Raw genomic sequence first — 16,214 nt, 5'->3', positions numbered from 1 at the left:
TTCCATCGTTGATCGGTCGCGATGCGTCAACGATATATCGGAACTGTTCGGCTGACAACCCTCTGCCGGTCCAGCTCTTCCGAATTGGCCTTGGCCTGCGCTTTCGCCGTCCCCGTAGCGTCGGCCCCATGCGCATTCGAATCGTGGACGCCTTCACCGACCGCCCCTTCGCCGGCAATCCCGCCGGCGTACTGCTCCTCGGCGCCTTCCCCGACGACGCCCGGCTCCAGGACATCGCCGCCGAGGTCAACCACGCCGAGACGGCCTTCGCCCATCCGCTGCCCGCCGGCGGCGGCGCCGACTGGGCGCTGCGCTGGTTCACCCCCGCCACCGAGGTCGACATGTGCGGCCACGCCACCCTGGCCACCGCGCACGTGCTGCACAGCACCGGCACCACCCACGGCCCGGTCCGCTTCGCCACCCGCAGCGGCGTGCTCGTCGCGACCCCGCGCGAGGACGGCACGATCACGCTCGACTTCCCGACCGCGCCCCTGACCCGTATCGACAGCCCCGAAGGGGTCGCGGCAGCCCTCGGCGCCGAGCCCCTCTCGGTGCACGACACCGGCCGTCAGGTGGGCGATCTGCTCGTCGAACTCGCGGACGAGAAGACCGTCCACGCCCTCGCACCCGACCTCAAGGCGCTCGCCACCCATTCGGAGCGCGGCGTGATCGCCACCGCCCGCGCCGCGGACCCCGACGGCGCCTACGACTTCGTCTCCCGCTGCTTCTTCCCGCGTGTCGGCATCGACGAGGACCCGGTCACCGGCAGCGCCCACACGGCCCTCGCACCGTTCTGGTCCGCGCGCCTCGGCCGCGCCGAACTCACCGGCCTCCAGGCCTCCGCCCGCACGGGCCTCGTGCGCACCGAACTGCGCGGCGCCCGGACCCTGCTGACCGGCCGCGCCGTCACGGTCATCGAGGGCGACCTGCTCGCCTAGGGCCTCGCACGCCGCAGGGGACGTACGAAGATCTCGTACGCCCCCTGCCTCCGGCACCCGCCCCGGCCTCACGCCGTGGGCAGCCACCCCACCTTCCCCGCGAGCAGCGCGTATCCGACGAACGCGCCGATGTCGAGCAGCGAGTGCGCCACCACCAGCGGCCCGACCCGCCCCCAACGGCGGTACAGATACGCGAACACCAGGCCCATCGCGAGGTTCCCGAAGAAGCCGCCGATGCCCTGGTAGAGGTGGTACGAGCCGCGCAGCACCGAGCTGGCCACGATCGCGGTACCGGGCGTCCAGCCCAACTGCCCCAGCCTGCGCAGCAGATACCCGACGACGATCACTTCCTCGAGGACGGCGTTCTGGATCGCCGACATGATCAGGACCGGGAACTTCCACCACACATCGGGCAGCGCCTCCGGCACCACCGTGAGGTTGAAGCCGAGGCCACGGGCCGCCAGGTAGAAAGCGATGCCCGTACTGCCGATGACCGCCGCGATCACCGCGCCGCGGGTCGCGTCGAAGAGTGGTCTCGTACGGTCGAAGCCGATCGTCCGCATCCCGACGCCCTCGCGCAGCAGCAGGTGCGCGACGAGCGCGACCGGGACGAGCGCGCTCGCGATCCCGAACAACTGCCACGCCAGATCGAGCCACGGCCGCCCGGGAGCCGCCGAGGCGTTCAGGGTCGCCGCCTGGTCCTTCAGACCCCCCGGTTTCGTGACCGACCCGACAAAGCTGATCAGCGCGGACACTCCGCTCGCACCGAGCGAGAGCGCCAGGACGAGCAGTGTCTCGTTCCGAAGAATCTCTCGCGAGAGCCGCTCGTTCGGAAAGGAATCAGCCACCGCACCCGCCTCCGCCTGCACACCTGCCTCCAGTTGAGTAATCCCGCCTCATCCCCCACCTAGCCCCGCTAGGGTCTCGAATACAGGTACGAAGATCGCGCGCGACAGGCCGGGGGGACGAAGGCCGTTCTTTGGTGTACCTCTCCCCTTCCGTCGGGCCCTGACCCAGGGAAGGGCACCACCGCATGGGACGTCACAGCTTGCCCGACGAGTATGGGACGGACGCGGTCGCCCCCCGCCGCCGCACGCGCGGCCGGACCGTCGCCATCGCCACGGCCCTCGTCCTCGTGGTCGCCGGGGGCACGGCTCTGGCCGCCCGGAGCGGTCTGCTCTCCCTGGGCGGGACCTGCGACGGCAAGACGGTCCATCTCGACATCGCCGCCTCGCCCGACATCGCCCCCGCCCTGCGCGACGCCGCGGACCTCGCCCGCAAGAACCACCTGACCTCCGATGGACAGTGCCTCGACACCCGCGTGCGGGCGGGCGAGTCGTACAAGACCGCCGATGCCCTGCGCAAGGGCCAAAAGGGCACCGGGGACTACGAGGCGTGGGTGCCGGATTCGAGTCTGTGGATCCGGCGCGCCGGCCTCGGCGGGAACGCCACTCCGGTCACGGCGGTGGGCAACGTGGCCTCCTCCCCCATCGGCATCAGCATGGTGCCGTCGGCCGCGAAGAGCATGGGCTGGCCAGCGAAGAAGTACACCTGGGCGCAGTTGACCGGCGCGGCCATGGAGGGCGACAAGCTGCGGCTCGGGACCGCGGACCCCGCGCGCAGCGCGACCGGTCTCCTCGCCCTGACCCAGCTGGGCGCCTCGACCGAGAAGTCCGAGTCCGAGGGCGACACCGAGGCCGCCGCCATGGCCAAGGCGCTCTCACAGCGCACCACCGACAGCGACGGCCGGCTGACCGACACCCTGGCGCGCGACTCCTCCGGCACCGAGCAGGGCAATCCGCGCCGCAATCAGGCGCTGATCCTCTCCGAGCAGTCCTCGTTCCGGTACAACGCGAGCGCCGGCGACAAGGACGGGCTCGAACTCTTCTACCCGAAGGACGGCTCGCCGCAGCTGGACTACCCGCTCGCGCTGGTCGACGAGGGCGTCAAGTCGACGGACGAGCGACGGGCCGCGATCCGCTTCATGACCCTGCTCGGCGAGGACGCCGGCGTCAGGATCCTGGACAGGCACGGGTTCAGGACGGACGACGAGGAGCCCTCGGACGCGTTGGTCGCCGGGGCGGGAGGCCGCAGCCCGCAGCCGTACGCGGCGTCGGACTCCGAGCCCCCGACGGACAAGGAGCTCCAGGAGACCCTCGGCATGTGGACGATCACGGTGCAGAGCGCCCGGATCACCGTCGTCGTGGACGCCTCCGCCTCCATGGCGAACTATGTGCCGGGCCGCAACCAGTCCCGCATGGAGGTCACGAAGGCCTCGATGCTCCAGGCGCTCGCCACGTTCACGCCCGAGGACGAGATCGGCCTGTGGGAGTTCGCCACGCTTCTCGACGGGAACCGCGACTACCGCAGACTCGTACCTACCGAGCGTCTCGGCGACCGCAAGGCCGGCGGCACCCAGCGCGACAGACTGTCCGAGGCCTTCAGCGGCCTGCAGCCCGTGCCGGGCGGCGCCACGGGTCTTTACGACACCACGCTCGCCGCCTACGAGGACGCCACGTCCTCCTACCGGAACGGCAAGTTCAACGCCCTCGTGGTCGTGACCGACGGTGCGAACCAGGACCCCGGGTCCCTCTCTCGCAGCAGCCTCGTCTCACGGCTCCAGAGCCTCGCCGACCCGCAGCACCCGGTGCCGCTCATCGCCATCGCGGTCGGCCCGGACGCCGACAAGGACGAGGTCGAGCAGATCGCCGGGGCCACCGGCGGCTCCGGGCACCAGGTCAGCGACCCGGCCGAGATCCACGCGGTGATCCTCAAGGCGATCGTGGAGGCGGGCGCCAAGGGCTGACCCGGCCGAACCGCCGCGCCGGTCAGCCCAGTTGCACCGCCGGCGCCGGGAGCCCCACCGGCCAGGTGTGCACCGGGTCGCCCGCGTGCATCAGCTCGCAGTAGCGCCGGGTGGTCGCCGCCAGCGCCGCGTCGCGCTCCAGGCCGCTCTCCAGCGCGCGGTGGAACGTGGCCGCCTGCCACGAGGCCCCGTTGACCCGCCGCCGGCAGCGTTCCTCGACCACCCCGAGGTAGAAGTCACGGTCGGCCGCCTCGACCCCCCAGGCGTCGAGCCCGGCGGCGGCCAGCGGCAGCAGCTCGTCCCGTACGAGCGTGACGGCGGGAACCTTCTCGACCCCGCCGAAGCGGCCCCGGCGCGGCCAGTCGAGGCGCGCCTCGATCCCGTACCGGCACGCCTCGTCGAAGTTGCGGGCCGCCGCGTCGAAGGGCAGGCGGGTCCAGACGGGGCGGGCGTCCTCGGCGAGGGCGCGCACGACGCCGTAGTAGAAGGCGACGTTCGCGATGACGTCGGTGACCGTGGGCCCCGCGGGCAGGACGCGGTTCTCCACGCGCAGGTGCGGCATGCCGTCGGCTATCCCGTACACGGGCCGGTTCCAGCGGTAGACGGTGCCGTTGTGCAGGACGAGCTCGCCGAGCGCCGGCACCCCGTCGTCGTCGATGACGCGCAGCGGCTCCTCGTCGTCGCACAGGGGCAGCAGCGGGGGGAAGTAGCGCAGGTTCTCCTCGAACAGGTCGTACGCGCTGCTGATCCAGCGCTCGCCGAACCAGGTACGCGGCCGTACCCCCTGGGCCTGGAGCTCGGGCGGGCGGGTGTCCGTCGACTGCTGGAACAGGGGCGGCCGCGACTCCCGCCACAGCTCATGCCCGAACAGGAAGGGCGAGTTGGCGCCGACCGCGACCTGCACGGCCGCGACGGCCTGCGCCGCGTTCCACACGTCGGCGAAGCGGGCGGGCGTGACCTGGAGGTGCAACTGCACGGAGGTGCAGGCCGCTTCGGTCACGATGGACCCCGAGCTGCAGCGCAGGTGCTCCACCCCGTCGATGTCGACCACGAAGTCCTCGCCGCGCGCGGCCACCATCTGGTCGTTGAGGAGGCTGTAGCGGTCCACGTCCGACAGGTTCGCGGAGACGAGATCATCGGGCCCGAGCGTCGGGAGAATGCCGATCATCACGATCCCGGCGTCCACCTCGTTCGCTTTCCGGTGGGCATAGGCGAGGCCGGTCCTGAGCTCCTCGGCGAGCCGGTCGAGAACGCGGCCTTCCAATCGATGGGGGGCAATGTTCACTTCCAGATTGAACATTCCGAGTTCGGTCTGGAAATCACGGCTCGCGATGCGCTCGAGAACTTGCGCATTCATCATTTTCGGCATGCCGTCGGGTCCTGCGAGATTCAACTCGATCTCCAGGCCCATCAGATTCCTCGGACGGTCGAACCTCTCCTCCTCCAGGAGTCGCCCCAGCCCCGCCAGACACTGCTGCAACTTCCTGCGGTAGTGCCGCCGATCGGACAGGTCGAACGCGCCCGCCACGACCTTCTCCCCCATGGAAGCGTCCCTCCTCGCGTGGGCGGCCGGCCCTCCCGGCCGCTGTGTCACGGTGGATGATGCCCAGGCAAGTTGATCGATAACGCCCCGCTTCCGGCCACGGGCGAGTAGGCTCGCAGCAGTTGTCACGGGGCACATTCACGCGGCATGCAGCATGTCGAAGAGTCGATTCCACCTAGCCTGGTGATAAACGCCGACGAGAATCGGCCGTCCGCTCGCCGTGAAGATTACGAGGTCACGGACCCGGCCCCGCTGGAAATCGGGAGATTTCCCTCATCCCGGCGACCGAATAACGCCTTGCCGAGTATTTTCGCGACGGCTAGACGAAACACTGCGTGAACACGTGTCGTATAAACTTCGCGAACGAGGCAGAGAGTTGGCGCTCGCGGTACCTGCCCCGCCCCCTCTGGCCCGGTCAGCAGACAGCGCCGTCCGCTCGTCCCGCCACGCCCTCGATCCACCGTGCCTGCCGAATGAGAGGCGACCCACCATGCCGCTGCATGTCCCTCCGGCTCCCGCGCCCGCCCTGCGCACCGTCCTCACGGCCCTCGGTTCCCCCACCGCAGTCCGCGAGGCCCGCACCCCTTCCCTGCGCTCCGCCCAAGGACCGGTGAGCCCCGAACTCCCTTTGCCCGTCCATGTACTGGACCGGGTCACGGGCAGCGCGGGCCCCTCGCCGACCCGACTCGCCGGCTGGCGGTTCCTGATCCGCTGCGGGGAGCGCGCGGTCGCCGCCGCGGACACGATGCTGACCGCCGACGGCTGGGCGTTCTCGCACTTCTTCGAGGGCCCGTACCTCGCGGCCACCGAACGCGCGCTGCGCCAGGCCGAGTCCATGCCCGCGGCCTACCAACCGCGCCTGCTCTCGGTCCCGGAGCTGTACATGCTCACCCTCTGGCTGCACGGGGACTGCAACGCCGACGCCTCCACGGGACATCCCGCGGCCAGTGATCTCCTGGTCCCGCTCGCGCCCGCGCCGCCCGGCATCGCCGCCCACCGCCCCCACCGGGTCGCCGAACTGCTGCCCGTCCTCACTCATCGACTGACCCCCGCGCCACTTCTGGGCTCACCCGCCTGACGCGACCGGACCGTCCGACGCGCCCCGCTGCCGATGCCGACCGGTCGCGGGGCGCAGTCATGCCCTCGCGGGCCCGTCCGGACTAGCCCGGTCAGGCCACCCCGAACCACCCGAAGGGACAGTGCAGTTGGGGTGAACCGTCCGCACGGGTGACGCGTCATCATCCAGTGAGGACCGCTGCGACGAAATACCTGCGGATTGACGCCCGTGGGGCAACACTGGGTTCCGGACCGACCGACAAACGGGGGGCGGCCATGAACAACGCTTCGAGCCGCAGGACAGACAGCGACATCACACCCATCACCGACATCACTTCACAGGGAAAGATCCCATCCATGTGCCAGCACCAGCCACCGTGCCCGTCCGCAGACTCCGCCGACCGGGAGGCCGCGCTCCCTGTGGCCCACCACCCCGAACAGGGCTGGAGTCTGCTCTGCAACGGCGTCCTGCTCTTCGAGGACACCGGTGAGCTGCTGCCCAACGGCCAGATCATCGCGCCGCACCGCCCGGTGCACGTCGTCACCGCGGCCTGAGCGCAGCCGGACGCCGACGGCGTCCCCCGTACGAAAGGGCCGGCCCCGGGAGACCCCGGAACCGGCCCTGACGCATGTCAGCGTGTGTATCAGTCCTCGTACGCGTCCATGGGCGGGCACGAGCAGACGAGATTACGGTCGCCGTACGCCTGGTCGATGCGGCGGACCGGCGGCCAGTACTTGTCGGCGGCCACGACACCGGCGGGGAAGACGGCCTCCTCGCGGCTGTACGCGTGCTCCCACTCGCCGCCGAGCGCGGCCGCGGTGTGCGGCGCGTTGCGCAGCGGGTTGTCCTCGGCGGGCCACCGGCCCGAACCGACCTTGTCGATCTCCCCGCGAATGGCGATCATCGCCTCGCAGAACCGGTCGAGCTCGGTCAGGTCCTCGCTCTCGGTCGGCTCGATCATCAGCGTCCCGGCAACCGGGAACGACATGGTCGGCGCGTGGAACCCGTAGTCGATGAGCCGCTTGGCGATGTCGTCGACGCTGACGCCGGTCGCCTTCGAGATCGGGCGCAGATCGATGATGCACTCGTGCGCGACGAGGCCGGCGGGACCCGTGTACAGCACCGGGAAGTGCGGCTCGAGCCGCTTGGCGATGTAGTTGGCGCTGAGCACCGCGACCTGCGTGGCCCGCTTGAGGCCCTCACCGCCCATGAGACGCACGTACGCCCACGAGATCGGCAGGATGCCCGCGGAGCCCCACGGAGCCGCGGAGATCGGGCCGACGCCGGTCTCGGGTCCGGCGGCGGGCTGCAGCGGGTGGTTGGGCAGGTACGGCGCGAGGTGCGCGCGGACGCCGACCGGGCCGACGCCGGGGCCGCCGCCGCCGTGCGGGATGCAGAACGTCTTGTGCAGGTTGAGGTGCGAGACGTCGCCGCCGAAGTGGCCCGGCTTGGCGAGACCCACCAGGGCGTTCAGGTTGGCGCCGTCGACGTAGACCTGACCGCCGGCGTCGTGCACCTGCGCGCAGATGTCGGCGACGTGCTCCTCGAAGACACCGTGCGTGGACGGGTAGGTGATCATCAGGACGGAGAGCTCGTCGGCGTACTGCTCGATCTTGGCGCGGAGGTCCGCGACGTCGATCTCGCCGTCGTCGGCCGTCTTCACCACGACGACCTTCATACCGGCCATCACGGCGCTCGCGGCGTTCGTGCCGTGCGCGGAGGACGGGATGAGGCAGACGGTGCGCTGGTCGTCGCCGTTGGCGCGGTGGTAGCCGCGGACCGCGAGCAGACCGGCCAGCTCGCCCTGGGAACCGGCGTTCGGCTGGAGCGACACGTTGTCGTAGCCGGTGACCTCCGCGAGACGCTCCTCCAGCTCACGGATGAGCGTGAGGTAGCCCTGCGCCTGGTCGGCGGGCGCGAAGGGGTGCAGCTGACCGAACTCGGGCCAGGTGACCGGCTCCATCTCCGTCGTCGCGTTGAGCTTCATCGTGCAGGAGCCCAGCGGGATCATGCCGCGGTCGAGCGCGTAGTCACGGTCGGCCAGCTTGCGCAGGTAGCGCAGCATCGAGGTCTCGGAGCGGTGCGCGTGGAACACGGGGTGCGCCAGGTAGTCGTCGCCACGCAGGAAGCCCTCGGGCAGCGTGTCCACGGCCGCCGCGTCGAGCGCGTCGACATCGGCCTCGACACCGAACGCGGTCCACACGGCGCCCAGCTGGGTACGCGTCGTGGTCTCGTCGCACGAGATCGACACATGGTCGGCGTCGACGAGGTGGAGGTTGACGCCGCCTTCGCGCGCGGCGCTCACGACATCGGCGGCCCGGCCCGCGACCTTCACGGTCAGGGTGTCGAAGTACGCGCCGTGCACGACCTCCACACCGCCGGCCTTGAGGCCCTCGGCGAGCAGCGTCGCGAACCGGTGCGTGCGCCGCGCGATGCCCTTGAGGCCGTCGGGCCCGTGGTAGACGGCGTACATGCCGGCCATGACGGCGAGCAGCACCTGAGCGGTACAGATGTTGCTGGTGGCCTTCTCGCGCCGGATGTGCTGCTCACGGGTCTGCAGCGCCAGGCGGTACGCCTTGTTGCCGTCGGCGTCGACGGAGACGCCCACGAGGCGGCCGGGCAGGCTGCGCGCGAACTTCTCGCGGACGGCCATGTAGCCGGCGTGGGGACCGCCGAAGCCCATGGGGACACCGAAGCGCTGCGTCGTACCGACGGCGATGTCGGCGCCGAGCTCACCGGGCGAGGTCAGCAGCGTGAGGGCGAGCAGATCGGCGGCGACCGTGACGACGGCGCCCAGCTCGTGGGCCTGCTCGATGACGGGCTTGATGTCGCGGACGGCACCGGAGGCGCCCGGGTACTGGATCAGAACGCCGACGACGCCGCGCTCGGCGACCTCGGCCGGGATGCCGTCGGACAGGTCCGCGACGACGACCTCGACCCCGGTCGGTTCGGCACGCGTCCGGATCACGGCGATGGTCTGCGGCAGCGCGTCCGCGTCGACCACGAAGGCGCCGTTCTTGACCTTGCCCATGCGCCGGGACAGCGCCATCGCCTCGGCGGCGGCCGTGCCCTCGTCGAGCAGCGAGGCGCCCGAGGTGGGCAGGCCGGTCAGCTCGGCGACCATCGTCTGGAAGTTGAGCAGCGCCTCGAGCCGGCCCTGCGAGATCTCCGGCTGGTAGGGCGTGTACGCCGTGTACCAGGCCGGATTCTCCATGACGTTGCGCAGTATGACGGGCGGCGTGAACGTGCCGTAGTAGCCCAGTCCGACCATCGAGTCGAGGACCTGGTTGCGGTCGGCGAGGGAGCGGAGCTCTGCGAGCACCTCGGCCTCGGTACGAGCCCCGGGAAGATCGAGCGCCTCGGCGCTCTTGATCACGTCCGGGACTGCGGCCGCCGTCAGCTCGTCGAGCGAGCCGTACCCGACCTGCGCGAGCATCTTGGCCTGCGCTGCTTCATCCGGACCGATATGGCGCTGCTCGAAGGGGATTCCCTGCTCCAGCTGGGAGAGCGGAATACGGTTGGCGGTCATTGGCGAGGCCTCCTGGTCATTGCGACCTGCGAGGGGCACCACGGCGCGGGTGCCCGGACGGCCTCCCCCTCTGTCATCTCAACCTGAGAGTTTCACCGGCACACCCCACATCACGGAGGGCATGACGACTTTCACCGTCGGTGAGAGCGGAGGCCTGAACGCCCGCCCTGCTTTCCAGAGTGACCTCGTCCGTGCGGTACAGGGGCCTGAGAGATTCCGGGGAGGAGTTGCTCCTTCGGCGCCTCCGGTGTCATCCGAAGGACTCTCCCGCACGGGGTCAGCAGCCATCGCAAGCCTACCAGCGGCGACAACACCCCCGGCCTCGAGTGGCCGCCTTCCCCAATGTGCACTTTGGTAGTGCTTACGGATGAGTTGCGAGCAGCTGGAGGGCCCCGTGCAGACCGATGTCGATCCGCGCAACCTGATCGGCCGCAAGGCGTTCGACCGCAACGGAGCCAAGATCGGAACCGTCGACGAGGTCTATCTCGACGACGCGACCGGTGTCCCCGAGTGGGCGGCGATACGCACAGGCCTGTTCAGCCGTGACGCCTTCGTCCCCCTGGAGCCGAGCGAGCTGGTGGAGGGCACGCTGCGCATCCCCTTCGAACGCTCCCTGATCAAGGACGCCCCCGACTTCGGCGTCGGCCGTCACCTCTCCCCCGAACAGGAACTCCAGCTCTACCACCACTACGGTCTCGACCTCTCGGCCCCGGACGACCCCAAGCCCCCTGAGGACCGGGACTTCGGCAAGATCGCCCGCCCGTCAGACGACACCTGACCCGGCTTCCGGCTCCCGCGCCGCAAAGCGCCCGGCCCCGCCCTCCACCAGCGGCAGCGGCTCCGCAGGTACCAGCGCGGGGTCATCGGTCCGGAACGTACGCACCCGCCCCGGCACCGAGTACGGCGTCTCGAAGCGCACGGTCACCCGCCCGAGCCCGCTGCCCTGCACCCACCCGTGCCCGAACTCCTCGTGCCGCACATCGTGCCCGGCCACCCAGCGCCGGTCCGCGGCCTCGACGACCTCTCCGGCAGCCACCTGGACCTCGTCCCCCGCGCCACCCGCCCCCTCCGCCTCGCCCTCACGCTCCCCCTCGGCCACGTGCGCATCGGCCTCGGCCTGTGCCCGCGCCTGCGCGAACAGGTCCTCCTGCGTGTAGTCGGCCAGGCCTGTCACCCCCACACCGAGCAGCCGCACCCCACCCGTCGTGTCCACGGACTCCAGGAGCCGGGCTGCCGCCTCCCGCACCACGGCGGGGTCGTCGGTGGGCCCGCGCAGCGTCTCCGACCTCGTCAGCGTGGAGAAGTCGTAGCGCCGGACCTTGAGGACCACGGTCCGCCCGGACCGCTCCGCCCCCCGCAACCGCTGCACGCACCGCTCCGCAAGCCGCTGCACCTCGGTCCGCACCCGCACCCGGTCGTGGATGTCCACGTCGTACGTGTCCTCGACCGACACCGATTTGGCGTCGCGCTCGGCCACCACGGGCCGGTCGTCGTGCGCGAGGGCCATGGCGTACAGCGACGCCCCGTGCGACTTCCCCAGCAGCCGCACGAGCTCGTCCTCGCCTGCCTCGGCGATCTCCTCGACCGTGGTGATCCCGGCACGTCTCAGATGATCCCCGGTCGCCGGCCCCACGCCGGGCAGCGTGCGCACCGACATGGGCCCGAGCATGGCGCGCTCGGTGCCCGGCTCTATCAGCACCAGACCGTCCGGCTTCGCCTCCTCGGAGGCGATCTTCGCCAGCATCTTCGACGCCGCGAGCCCCACCGACCCGGTCAGACCGGTCACGGCCTTGATCTCGTCCCGCAGCCGCTCACCGACGAGCCGCGCCGACGCGGCGTCCCAGGCCGTCTCACCGGCCTCCAGATCGACGAACGCCTCATCGAGGCTCAGCGGCTCCACCAGCGGCGACAGCGCCCGCAGCAGGCCCATCACCTGCTCGCTGACCTCCCGGTACAGCCGGAAGCGCGGCACGAGATACGCGGCATTGGGCGCGAGCCTGCGCGCCTGTCCTATCGGCATCGCCGAGTGCACCCCGAACACCCGGGCCTCGTACGAAGCGGTGGCCACCACCCCACGAGGCCCGATCCCGCCCACGACCACGGCTTTCCCGCGCAGACTCGGCTTCGACGCCTGCTCCGCCGAGGCGTAGAAGGCATCCATGTCGAGATGCAGGATGGTGGGCGCGGTTCTCACATGTCCGATGCTGCCCTACGGCACTGACAATGCCCCGGCTGACGCATCGGCCCCGCTCACACCGCGCGGTGGCGCCGTCTCGCCAGCTCGTCCGCCGGGTTGTTCCCGAGGAGCGTCTCGCCGGTGTCGATGCGCTCCCCGTGCAGCTGCGACAGGGCGCTCTCGACATCCCGCCACACCACACCGACAGCGATACCGAAGATGCCCTGACCGCCCTGGAGCAGATCATGGACCTCCGCAGGCGAGCTGCACTCGTAGACGGTCGCGCCGTCGCTCATGAGGGTCAGCCGCTCCAGATCACTGAAGCCGCGCTCCCGCAGATGCTGCACCGTGGTGCGGATGTTCTGCAGGGAGACACCGGTGTCCAGGAACCGCTTCACGATCTTCAGGACGACGACGTCCCGGAAGCTGTAGAGCCGCTGGGTCCCTGACCCGTGGGCCGGGCGCACACTCGGCTCGACCAGTCCGGTCCTCGCCCAGTAGTCCAGTTGCCGATAGGTGATACCGGCCGCCGCGCACGCGGTGGGGCCCCGGTATCCGACCTGCTCGGGCGTCGCCTCGTCATCCCGCTGAGCGACCACCGGCAACACCGTCGGCCGATGCGGAATGTGACCGGCCGCGTGGCCGTGAAGCGAGTACGGGCCGCTCTCCGCCGGACTGTGTCCGCCGCCCCCAGCCGTACCGCCGCCGCTGCTTCTCACGCCGACCTCCTCTTTGACCTGCCTTCTCGACGGTAGGCAGTCACCAGGGGTGCGTCAACGATCGCCACACTCGGCACGCCGAGTGATAATCACCCTACGAGTGGTTTCCCGTGCCTCACCGCGGGGAAAGGCTAGCCGAATGGTCCGGCCGGGCCTCCGGCGCGGCAGCGGCCGCCTCACGACGGCCGCTCGCCTCACTGACTGTTGGTCCCGAAGTCCTCGGGCGAGATCTGGTCGAGGAACTCGCGGAACTTCTCCACCTCGTCCTCCTGCTCATCCGGGATCGCGATCCCGGCATCGTCGAGCACACCGTCACTGCCGTAGATCGGCGTACCGGTGCGCAGCGCGAGCGCTATGGCGTCCGACGGGCGGGCACTGACCTCGACTCCGCTCGAGAACACCAGTTCCGCGTAGAAGACGCCTTCGCGCAGGTCCGTGATGCGTACTTCCGTGAGCTCCTGCCCGACCGCTTCCAGCACGTCCTTGAAAAGGTCGTGCGTCAGCGGGCGTGCGGGGGCCATGCCCTGCTGTGCGAAGGCGATGGCCGTCGCCTCCCCCGGTCCGATCCAGATGGGGAGGTAGCGGTCGCCTCCCACTTCACGCAGGAGCACGATCGGTTGGTTGGAGGGCATTTCGACCCGGACACCTACGACGTCGAGCTCGTTCACACAGCAACCCTAGGACGTGCCCGGCAGGTTTGGGTAGTCGGGCACCCGTCGATCGCCGGACGCACACCGCGCGAGCACCCCTCGGATCAGGGCAGACGCACGCCGAGCGCGGTCTGCACAAGCGCACCGTGAAGCTTCACCGTCAGCCCCGCCAGCTCCTTCGCGCGGGCCTGCGCATGGGCCCGGGTCTGGGGATTGCGGTGCCGTCGCAGCGGAGCGACGACCTGGTCGACCAGACCGGCCTCCCGGTCGGCCGCGGCCTTCATCGCCCGCAGATGCCGCGGCTCGATCCCGAAGCGGCCCAGTTCCATGACCAGCCCGGCGACCGTGACCGCCTCCGCGTCGTATCCGCCGTCGGGCAGCGGCGCGATGAGGCCGTACGACTCCCACTCGTCGAGCTCGGGAGACTCGATGCCGGCGGCGGCGAGCAGCTCCTCACGGCCCACACGGGCCACTGTCGGCCCGTCGCCGCCCTCCTGGGCCCTGCCGTCCTCGCCGTCGCCCGGTCGTCCCGCAGAGGGCAGCGTGATCGCTTCTCCCCGCTCCAGGGCGTCGAGCTGTTCCTTGATGACCTTCAGCGGCAGGTAATGGTCCCGCTGCATGCGCAGTACGTGGGCAAGTCGCTCGACGTCGTCCGGGCTGAACTTGCGATACCCCGAAGGGGTACGCTGCGGCTCGATCAGCCCCTCCGACTCCAGAAACCTGATCTTGGAGATGGTGACTTCGGGGAACTCGTCGCGCAGCACGTTCAGCACGGTGCCGATGCTCATCAGCCGACTGTCCGTGAGGGCGATGCCGTGACCGGCACCGCCCTTCGGTGTTTGAAGCATGGACCTTCCTGACAGGTCAGATGCCCCGCTGGCTCGCGTAGAAGACCAACCGGTACTTACCGATCTGCACCTCGTCGCCGTTCGACAGCGTGACCGAGTCGATCCGCTCCCGGTTGACGTACGTGCCGTTGAGGCTGCCCACGTCGCTGACGGTGAAGGCGCCGTCAGCACCGCGACGGAACTCCACGTGGCGACGCGAAACGGTCACGTCGTCAAGGAAGATGTCGCTCTGCGGGTGCCGTCCCGCCGTGGTCAGTTCGCCGTCGAGGAGGAAGCGGCTGCCCGAATTCGGACCGCGTCGCACCACCAGGAGCGCCGAGCCGAGCGGCAGGGCGTCGACGGCGGCCTGGGCCTCCGGGGAGAGCGCCGGCGACAGCGTCTGACCGGTGACTTCGGCGTCGTAGGCCTCAAGGCCCGAAATGGAAATAGTCGAGGTCGTCTCGGACGGACGCTCGGCCGTGGCCCGCAGAGGCGCACCACAGTTGGAGCAGAACCGGCTCGCCTCGGCGTTGCGGTTTCCGCACCTCGTACACACCAGTGCCGACATGGACGGATCCTCCTGCCGCGACTGCCCCGCGGGGGCATGGGACGCATACGGATCGGGGGTAAACCCTCCACCCGCACTTGAGGTTGACGGTTCCCCGAAACCTATGCGGCCGGACGCGGCAGGGTCAACAGACGACGCGCCCTGTCCGCCCGAAATGTCACCACCCTGAGGGCTGACCTGATCACGGAACAGCGGACGCTCCGTCCCCTGCACCTCCGCATCCTGGGCACGCGGTGCACGGTGGCGGGCAGTGGCATTGGCATTGCCGCTGTCCTCACGTGCGCTCTTGCCGAACAACTTCGCAAACAACTTCACGGGCGATTCCCCTTGACCGAAACAGACCCGCCCGTGGGGCAGGACGAACCCTGATTGCACACACCGCCGTACATCGGCGACACAGACATCCTCACAACGTCCGTATCCGCCAAACAGTTTCCACCACGCACCCCGCTTACGGTGCGCCGACCCCCCGCAACCTCATGCCCTTGCCCGAACGCCCGCACGCGCCCCCGCCTCACTGGGACGACGACTGAGCGTAGTCAGGCCGCTTCGCCGGTCGCAAGGCGTCCACAACGATCTTCTGCGTCTGTGTCACGGTAACGGTGGCCTGCTCCTTCTCCAGAGTCTGAACCACCCCACCAGGAATGTTGAGCGCCGGCTCCAGGTCCTGCGGCTTGCCGATGACCTTGAAGACGAAAGGCTCGCCGATCTTGTGACCGTCCACACTCACCTTCCCGCCGCTCGCATCCGTCAAATACGTGTCGGCCACGACCCGGACGTCGTTCACCTGGATCGCCTCGGCGCCCGCCGCGCGTAGCTCCTGGATCGCATCGAGCAGCATGTCCGCCTGCACCGCGCCCTTCTTGTCGGTGATCGTCAGCGTGATCCCGGGGCCCTGCGCCGCCACGGTGCCCGCCAGAATGCCGAGTTGCCGTTCCCTCTCGACCGTCTGCTTGCGGGCCTCCTCGGCCTGGTCCGAGCTGTTCTCCAGCTCCGTGCGCTGCCCCTCGAGACGCTGCTTCTCATCTCCCAGACGCTGAGTACGGTCATCCAGTTCATCGAGGATGCGTACGAGATCTTCCTGACGTGCCCCGCGCAGCGCGCTGCTGTCGCTGTTGGACCGCACCTGGATGGCCAGACCCAGGCCGAGCACGAACAGCAGGACGGCGACGATGAGTTGCGCACGGGAGACCCTCGGCGGCCACAGCCCCTTGGCCAGCCGCTGACGTCCGGTCAGCGACGGGGGCTTCGTCTCCCCGGCCGGCGTTCCCGCACCGGCTGCGCCACCTGCGTGGTCCGCGCCGTCCGCCGCTTCGGGAGCGACTTCGTCCGGCAGTTCCTTGCGCAGGCGGTGCTGCTCGTTGCTCTTGTTCTCGTTCTTGTTCTCGTCCTCGGACATCG

14 protein-coding genes and 1 riboswitch are annotated in these 16,214 nt (G+C 69.9%); of the genes, 5 read left to right on the top strand and 9 right to left on the bottom strand.

Going from position 1 to position 16,214, the window contains the following annotated elements; translation table 11 throughout:
* Nucleotides 1-128 precede the first annotated feature (128 nt).
* Nucleotides 129-938, top strand: a complete 810-nt coding sequence (locus OHO83_RS36355) for a PhzF family phenazine biosynthesis protein (protein WP_330280322.1) — start codon at nt 129-131, stop codon at nt 936-938.
* Nucleotides 939-1,006: 68 nt separating this feature from the next.
* Here OHO83_RS36355 and OHO83_RS36350 read toward each other — a convergent pair whose 3' ends face one another.
* The gene (locus tag OHO83_RS36350) at nt 1,007-1,807 is read right to left on the bottom strand and encodes a CPBP family intramembrane glutamic endopeptidase (protein ID WP_329436162.1); all 801 of its coding nucleotides are present in this window, start codon (nt 1,805-1,807) and stop codon (nt 1,007-1,009) included.
* Nucleotides 1,808-1,971: 164 nt separating this feature from the next.
* On the opposite strand from OHO83_RS36350, the gene OHO83_RS36345 reads away from it, so the two are divergent.
* A complete protein-coding gene (locus tag OHO83_RS36345; protein ID WP_330280321.1) occupies nt 1,972-3,744 on the top strand; it encodes a substrate-binding and VWA domain-containing protein in 1,773 nt (590 codons plus the stop codon).
* A 22-nt stretch (nt 3,745-3,766) separates the two neighbouring features.
* Here OHO83_RS36345 and OHO83_RS36340 read toward each other — a convergent pair whose 3' ends face one another.
* Nucleotides 3,767-5,287, bottom strand: a complete 1,521-nt coding sequence (locus OHO83_RS36340; RefSeq protein WP_330280320.1) for a glutamate-cysteine ligase family protein — start codon at nt 5,285-5,287, stop codon at nt 3,767-3,769.
* Nucleotides 5,288-5,777: 490 nt separating this feature from the next.
* On the opposite strand from OHO83_RS36340, the gene OHO83_RS36335 reads away from it, so the two are divergent.
* Both OHO83_RS36335 and OHO83_RS36330 read left to right on the top strand, forming a co-directional pair.
* Nucleotides 5,778-6,365, top strand: coding sequence for a hypothetical protein (locus tag OHO83_RS36335; protein WP_329436161.1), 588 nt, complete (start codon nt 5,778-5,780; stop codon nt 6,363-6,365).
* A 335-nt stretch (nt 6,366-6,700) separates the two neighbouring features.
* Nucleotides 6,701-6,898, top strand: coding sequence for a DUF5999 family protein (locus tag OHO83_RS36330; protein WP_165914281.1), 198 nt, complete (start codon nt 6,701-6,703; stop codon nt 6,896-6,898).
* Nucleotides 6,899-6,987: 89 nt separating this feature from the next.
* On the opposite strand, the gene gcvP is transcribed toward OHO83_RS36330, so the two are convergent.
* Nucleotides 6,988-9,873, bottom strand: a complete 2,886-nt coding sequence (gcvP, locus tag OHO83_RS36325) for an aminomethyl-transferring glycine dehydrogenase (RefSeq protein ID WP_330280319.1) — start codon at nt 9,871-9,873, stop codon at nt 6,988-6,990.
* A 184-nt stretch (nt 9,874-10,057) separates the two neighbouring features.
* Nucleotides 10,058-10,153: riboswitch (glycine riboswitch) on the bottom strand.
* A gap of 114 nt (nt 10,154-10,267) precedes the next feature.
* Here gcvP and OHO83_RS36320 point away from each other — a divergent pair.
* Nucleotides 10,268-10,651: a PRC-barrel domain-containing protein gene (locus OHO83_RS36320; RefSeq protein WP_329436160.1), complete on the top strand. Its 384-nt coding sequence runs from the start codon at nt 10,268-10,270 to the stop codon at nt 10,649-10,651.
* On the opposite strand, the gene OHO83_RS36315 is transcribed toward OHO83_RS36320, so the two are convergent.
* From OHO83_RS36315 to OHO83_RS36290, 6 genes are all read right to left on the bottom strand, one after another.
* Nucleotides 10,637-12,067, bottom strand: a complete 1,431-nt coding sequence (locus OHO83_RS36315; protein WP_266668201.1) for a DNA polymerase IV — start codon at nt 12,065-12,067, stop codon at nt 10,637-10,639. The two genes, OHO83_RS36320 and OHO83_RS36315, sit on opposite strands and share 15 nt — an antisense overlap.
* A gap of 56 nt (nt 12,068-12,123) precedes the next feature.
* Nucleotides 12,124-12,768, bottom strand: coding sequence for a MerR family transcriptional regulator (locus OHO83_RS36310; RefSeq protein ID WP_266668203.1), 645 nt, complete (start codon nt 12,766-12,768; stop codon nt 12,124-12,126).
* 194 nt (nt 12,769-12,962) lie between these two features.
* A complete protein-coding gene (locus tag OHO83_RS36305) occupies nt 12,963-13,436 on the bottom strand; it encodes a bifunctional nuclease family protein (protein ID WP_100597640.1) in 474 nt (157 codons plus the stop codon).
* An 86-nt stretch (nt 13,437-13,522) separates the two neighbouring features.
* On the bottom strand, nt 13,523-14,266 hold the full coding sequence (gene ftsR, locus OHO83_RS36300; protein ID WP_266668205.1) for a transcriptional regulator FtsR: 744 nt from the start codon (nt 14,264-14,266) through the stop codon (nt 13,523-13,525).
* Between the two features lie 16 nt (nt 14,267-14,282).
* On the bottom strand, nt 14,283-15,245 hold the full coding sequence (locus OHO83_RS36295; protein WP_330280830.1) for an FHA domain-containing protein: 963 nt from the start codon (nt 15,243-15,245) through the stop codon (nt 14,283-14,285).
* An 82-nt stretch (nt 15,246-15,327) separates the two neighbouring features.
* Nucleotides 15,328-16,212, bottom strand: a complete 885-nt coding sequence (locus OHO83_RS36290; protein ID WP_330280318.1) for a DUF881 domain-containing protein — start codon at nt 16,210-16,212, stop codon at nt 15,328-15,330.
* Nucleotides 16,213-16,214: the final 2 nt, after the last annotated feature.

Origin of the sequence: Streptomyces sp. NBC_00569, from assembly GCF_036345255.1 — a bacterium.
In the GTDB taxonomy this organism is placed as follows: domain Bacteria; phylum Actinomycetota; class Actinomycetes; order Streptomycetales; family Streptomycetaceae; genus Streptomyces.
This window is presented reverse-complemented; position numbering and strand designations above follow the sequence as displayed.

Coding starts and splice junctions, on each gene's coding strand:
- OHO83_RS36355 (WP_330280322.1), top strand. CDS start 129: ATGCGCATTCGAATCGTGGACGCCTTCACCGACCGCCCCTTCGCCGGC.
- OHO83_RS36345 (WP_330280321.1), top strand. CDS start 1,972: ATGGGACGTCACAGCTTGCCCGACGAGTATGGGACGGACGCGGTCGCC.
- OHO83_RS36340 (WP_330280320.1), bottom strand. CDS start 5,287: ATGGGGGAGAAGGTCGTGGCGGGCGCGTTCGACCTGTCCGATCGGCGG.
- OHO83_RS36335 (WP_329436161.1), top strand. CDS start 5,778: ATGCCGCTGCATGTCCCTCCGGCTCCCGCGCCCGCCCTGCGCACCGTC.
- OHO83_RS36330 (WP_165914281.1), top strand. CDS start 6,701: ATGTGCCAGCACCAGCCACCGTGCCCGTCCGCAGACTCCGCCGACCGG.
- gcvP (WP_330280319.1), bottom strand. CDS start 9,873: ATGACCGCCAACCGTATTCCGCTCTCCCAGCTGGAGCAGGGAATCCCC.
- ftsR (WP_266668205.1), bottom strand. CDS start 14,266: ATGCTTCAAACACCGAAGGGCGGTGCCGGTCACGGCATCGCCCTCACG.
- OHO83_RS36290 (WP_330280318.1), bottom strand. CDS start 16,212: ATGTCCGAGGACGAGAACAAGAACGAGAACAAGAGCAACGAGCAGCAC.